The organism is Microbacterium sp. VKM Ac-2923, from assembly GCF_022815605.1.
Taxonomy (GTDB): Bacteria; Actinomycetota; Actinomycetes; order Actinomycetales; family Microbacteriaceae; genus Microbacterium.
The window spans coordinates 1-5,445 of the sequence record NZ_JALGRP010000024.1 but is presented as its reverse complement, the minus strand read 5'-3'; the positions used below and the strand labels follow the sequence as shown (position 1 = coordinate 5,445).

3 rRNA genes are annotated in these 5,445 nt (G+C 54.7%); all 3 read right to left on the bottom strand.

The window, feature by feature from the left end:
- Nucleotides 1–58: 58 nt before the first annotated feature.
- Nucleotides 59–175: ribosomal RNA gene (gene rrf / locus MT347_RS17945) — 5S ribosomal RNA — on the bottom strand.
- A 99-nt stretch (nucleotides 176–274) separates the two neighbouring features.
- Nucleotides 275–3,382: ribosomal RNA gene (locus tag MT347_RS17940) — 23S ribosomal RNA — on the bottom strand.
- Nucleotides 3,383–3,801: 419 nt separating this feature from the next.
- Nucleotides 3,802–5,323: ribosomal RNA gene (locus tag MT347_RS17935) — 16S ribosomal RNA — on the bottom strand.
- The 16S, 23S and 5S rRNA genes sit together here, the layout of an rRNA operon.
- Nucleotides 5,324–5,445 lie beyond the last annotated feature (122 nt).

Sequence of the window (5,445 nt, the reverse complement as noted above, 5' to 3'; positions counted from 1 at the left end):
ATGTGCCCGTAAATGCGAAATGGCCACCCAGCTTTGGGTGGCCATTTCGTTAGAAGAAGTCCGGCGGTGTCCTACTCTCCCACAGGGTCCCCCCTGCAGTACCATCGGCGCTGAGAGGCTTAGCTTCCGGGTTCGGAATGTAACCGGGCGTTTCCCTCTCGCTATGGCCGCCGAAACACTATTGATGTTTCAAAAACCAACAACGATATTCATTGTTGTGTTCCCGACCGTACATCGAGAACCACTCAGTGGACGCAAGCACCAAAAACGGTGTGTTATCAAGTCATCGGCTTATTAGTACCGGTCAGCTTCACGTATTACTACGCTTCCACATCCGGCCTATCAACCCAGTAGTCTGGCTGGGAGCCTCTCACCCGAAGGTATGGAAGTCTCATCTTGAGGCCGGCTTCCCGCTTAGATGCTTTCAGCGGTTATCCATCCCGAACGTAGCTAATCAGCGGTGCTCCTGGCGGAACAACTGACACACCAGAGGTTCGTCCAACCCGGTCCTCTCGTACTAGGGTCAGATCCTCTCAAACTTCCTACGCGCGCAGCGGATAGGGACCGAACTGTCTCACGACGTTCTAAACCCAGCTCGCGTACCGCTTTAATGGGCGAACAGCCCAACCCTTGGGACCTACTCCAGCCCCAGGATGCGACGAGCCGACATCGAGGTGCCAAACCATGCCGTCGATATGGACTCTTGGGCAAGATCAGCCTGTTATCCCCGAGGTACCTTTTATCCGTTGAGCGACAGCGCTTCCACAAGCCACTGCCGGATCACTAGTCCCGACTTTCGTCCCTGCTCGACCTGTCAGTCTCACAGTCAAGCTCCCTTGTGCACTTACACTCGCCACCTGATTGCCAACCAGGTTGAGGGAACCTTTGGGCGCCTCCGTTACATTTTGGGAGGCAACCGCCCCAGTTAAACTACCCACCAGGCACTGTCCCTGAACCGGATCACGGTCCTAAGTTAGATATCCAGAGTGACCAGAGTGGTATTTCAACAATGACTCCACACTCACTGGCGTGAATGCTTCAACGTCTCCCACCTATCCTACACAAGCCACACCGAACACCAATACCAAGCTGTAGTAAAGGTCACGGGGTCTTTCCGTCCTGCTGCGCGTAACGAGCATCTTTACTCGTAATGCAATTTCGCCGAGTTCGCGGTTGAGACAGTTGGGAAGTCGTTACGCCATTCGTGCAGGTCGGAACTTACCCGACAAGGAATTTCGCTACCTTAGGATGGTTATAGTTACCACCGCCGTTTACTGGGGCTTAAATTCTCAGCTTCGCCTTGCGGCTAACCGGTCCTCTTAACCTTCCAGCACCGGGCAGGCGTCAGTCCGTATACATCGTCTTGCGACTTGGCACGGACCTGTGTTTTTAGTAAACAGTCGCTACCCACTAGTCTCTGCGGCCACCACACCCTTTCGGAGCAAGTCCTAATAAGTGGATGGCCCCCCTTCTCCCGAAGTTACGGGGGCATTTTGCCGAGTTCCTTAACCACGATTCTCTCGATCTCCTTGGTATTCTCTACCTGACCACCTGAGTCGGTTTGGGGTACGGGCGGCTTGAACCTCGCGTCGATGCTTTTCTTGGCAGCATAGGATCACCCACTTTTTATCCGCATCGTGTCTCAGCCTGTATGAGTGACGGATTTGCCTATCACTCGGCCTACGCACTTGCACCAGGACTACCATCGCCTGGCTTGGGCTACCTTCCTGCGTCACACCTGTTAATACGCTAACCGCACCAGCATGGGGTCGAGCGTTCGCCAAGACGGCTTCACCCCGAAGGGATCCATCCATTCCTGGTTAGGACTCTTAGCACCACTGGATTAGCTTGGGCGGTTCTTCGCCGGTACGGGAATATCAACCCGTTGTCCATCGACTACGCCTGTCGGCCTCGCCTTAGGTCCCGACTTACCCAGGGAAGATTAGCTTGACCCTGGAACCCTTGGTCTTTCGGAGGACGTGTTTCTCACACGTCTTTCGCTACTCATGCCTGCATTCTCACTCGTGTGGCGTCCACGGCTGGGTCACCCCGCCGCTTCACTCGCCACACGACGCTCTCCTACCCATCAACACGGCTGGACCACGAAGGCCTACCAAAAATGTCAATGCCACAACTTCGGTGGCGTGCTTGAGCCCCGTTACATTGTCGGCGCGGAATCACTTGACCAGTGAGCTATTACGCACTCTTTCAAGGGTGGCTGCTTCTAAGCCAACCTCCTGGTTGTCAAAGCAACTCCACATCCTTTCCCACTTAGCACGCGCTTAGGGACCTTAGTTGGTGGTCTGGGTTGTTTCCCTCTCGACTATGAAGCTTATCCCCCACAGTCTCACTGCTGCGCTCTCACTTACCGGCATTCGGAGTTTGGCTGACGTCAGTAACCTTGTAGGGCCCATCGGCCATCCAGTAGCTCTACCTCCGGCAAGAAACACGCAACGCTGCACCTAAATGCATTTCGGAGAGAACCAGCTATCACGAAGTTTGATTGGCCTTTCACCCCTATCCACAGCTCATCCCCTCAGTTTTCAACCTAAGTGGGTTCGGTCCTCCACGACGTCTTACCGTCGCTTCAACCTGGCCATGGATAGATCACTTCGCTTCGGGTCTAGGACACGCGACTGAATCGCCCTATTCAGACTCGCTTTCGCTACGGCTACCCCACTCGGGTTAACCTCGCCACGTATCGCTAACTCGCAGGCTCATTCTTCAAAAGGCACGCTGTCACCCCTACTAAGGAGGCTCCAACGGTTTGTAAGCAAACGGTTTCAGGTACTATTTCACTCCCCTCCCGGGGTACTTTTCACCTTTCCCTCACGGTACTTGTCCGCTATCGGTCATCTGGGAGTATTTAGGCTTATCAGGTGGTCCTGACAGATTCACACGGGATTTCTCGGGCCCCGTGCTACTTGGGATACTTTTCACGCCAAGAACAGGCATTTCGACTACGGGGTTCGCACCCTCTATGACCGGCCGTTCAAAACCGTTCGTCTATACCCTCTTGTCACGTCGACTGCTCGGCAGAACAATCAGAAAAGTCCCACAACCCCCAACGTGCAACACCTGCCGGCTATCACACACGCTAGGTTTAGCCTCTTCCGGTTTCGCTCGCCACTACTCACGGAATCGCTTTTGCTTTCTCTTCCTGTGGGTACTGAGATGTTTCACTTCCCCACGTTCCCTCTACCCGCCCTATATATTCAGGCGGGAGTCACCAGGTACGCACGCGCCCTGGCGGGGTTTCCCCATTCGGACATCCTCGGATCAAAACTCGCTTATCAGTTCCCCGAGGCTTATCGCAGATTGCTACGTCCTTCTTCGGCTCCAGATGCCAAGGCATCCACCGTTTGCTCTTAAAGACTTGAAATCACATGAGTTGAATCGTCAAAAAATTGACTAATGATCTTTAAGATCATCTTCACGACACCATCCCGAAGGATCATGTCGAAGATGCTCGCGTCCACTGTGTAGTTCTCAAAGTACGGGCGGTACCTCCCCACACCACCGCAAACCGCGGAAGCAGGAAAGGCCCTAGAGGAACAGCCACCAACCACACAGCCCGAAGACTACGCGACCAGCGCCCGGCCCCTCAGGACCCAACAGCGTGCATGTGCCAGACACTCCGACCCAGATCGTTCCCGTAGCAAGCTACGTACTAAACCCGAAGACATCATCCCCGACACCCCATCAAATGTTCCACCCATGAGCTACCAGCAGACACATTCGGTCTGATCTGGCGCCTGGACACCACCAAGCCGAAGCCCAACGGTGCCAGATGCTCCTTAGAAAGGAGGTGATCCAGCCGCACCTTCCGGTACGGCTACCTTGTTACGACTTAGTCCTAATTACCGATCCCACCTTCGACGGCTCCCTCCACAAGGGTTGGGCCACCGGCTTCAGGTGTTACCGACTTTCATGACTTGACGGGCGGTGTGTACAAGACCCGGGAACGTATTCACCGCAGCGTTGCTGATCTGCGATTACTAGCGACTCCGACTTCATGAGGTCGAGTTGCAGACCTCAATCCGAACTGGGACCGGCTTTTTGGGATTCGCTCCACCTCACGGTATTGCAGCCCTTTGTACCGGCCATTGTAGCATGCGTGAAGCCCAAGACATAAGGGGCATGATGATTTGACGTCATCCCCACCTTCCTCCGAGTTGACCCCGGCAGTATCCCATGAGTTCCCACCATTACGTGCTGGCAACATAGAACGAGGGTTGCGCTCGTTGCGGGACTTAACCCAACATCTCACGACACGAGCTGACGACAACCATGCACCACCTGTTTACGAGTGTCCAAAGAGTTGACCATTTCTGGCCCGTTCTCGTATATGTCAAGCCTTGGTAAGGTTCTTCGCGTTGCATCGAATTAATCCGCATGCTCCGCCGCTTGTGCGGGTCCCCGTCAATTCCTTTGAGTTTTAGCCTTGCGGCCGTACTCCCCAGGCGGGGAACTTAATGCGTTAGCTGCGTCACGGAAACCGTGGAATGGTCCCCACAACTAGTTCCCAACGTTTACGGGGTGGACTACCAGGGTATCTAAGCCTGTTTGCTCCCCACCCTTTCGCTCCTCAGCGTCAGTTACGGCCCAGAGATCTGCCTTCGCCATCGGTGTTCCTCCTGATATCTGCGCATTCCACCGCTACACCAGGAATTCCAATCTCCCCTACCGCACTCTAGTCTGCCCGTACCCACTGCAGGCCCGAGGTTGAGCCTCGGGATTTCACAGCAGACGCGACAAACCGCCTACGAGCTCTTTACGCCCAATAATTCCGGATAACGCTTGCGCCCTACGTATTACCGCGGCTGCTGGCACGTAGTTAGCCGGCGCTTTTTCTGCAGGTACCGTCACTTTCGCTTCTTCCCTGCTAAAAGAGGTTTACAACCCGAAGGCCGTCATCCCTCACGCGGCGTTGCTGCATCAGGCTTCCGCCCATTGTGCAATATTCCCCACTGCTGCCTCCCGTAGGAGTCTGGGCCGTGTCTCAGTCCCAGTGTGGCCGGTCACCCTCTCAGGCCGGCTACCCGTCGACGCCTTGGTGAGCCATTACCTCACCAACAAGCTGATAGGCCGCGAGCCCATCCCAGACCGAAAAATCTTTCCAAACACGACCATGCGATCACGTCTCATATCCAGTATTAGACGCCGTTTCCAGCGCTTATCCCAGAGTCCAGGGCAGGTTGCTCACGTGTTACTCACCCGTTCGCCACTGATCCACCAAGCAAGCTTGGCTTCACCGTTCGACTTGCATGTGTTAAGCACGCCGCCAGCGTTCATCCTGAGCCAGGATCAAACTCTCCGTAAAAAAGAAATGCATACAACACCGGGAAAACGGCGCCGCAGCGAGTTTGAAACTGACCAAAGAGAAAACATCATTACTGACGATTCCGAATGCCAACCCCCGGAAGGGCTGGTCTTTGATCCAAA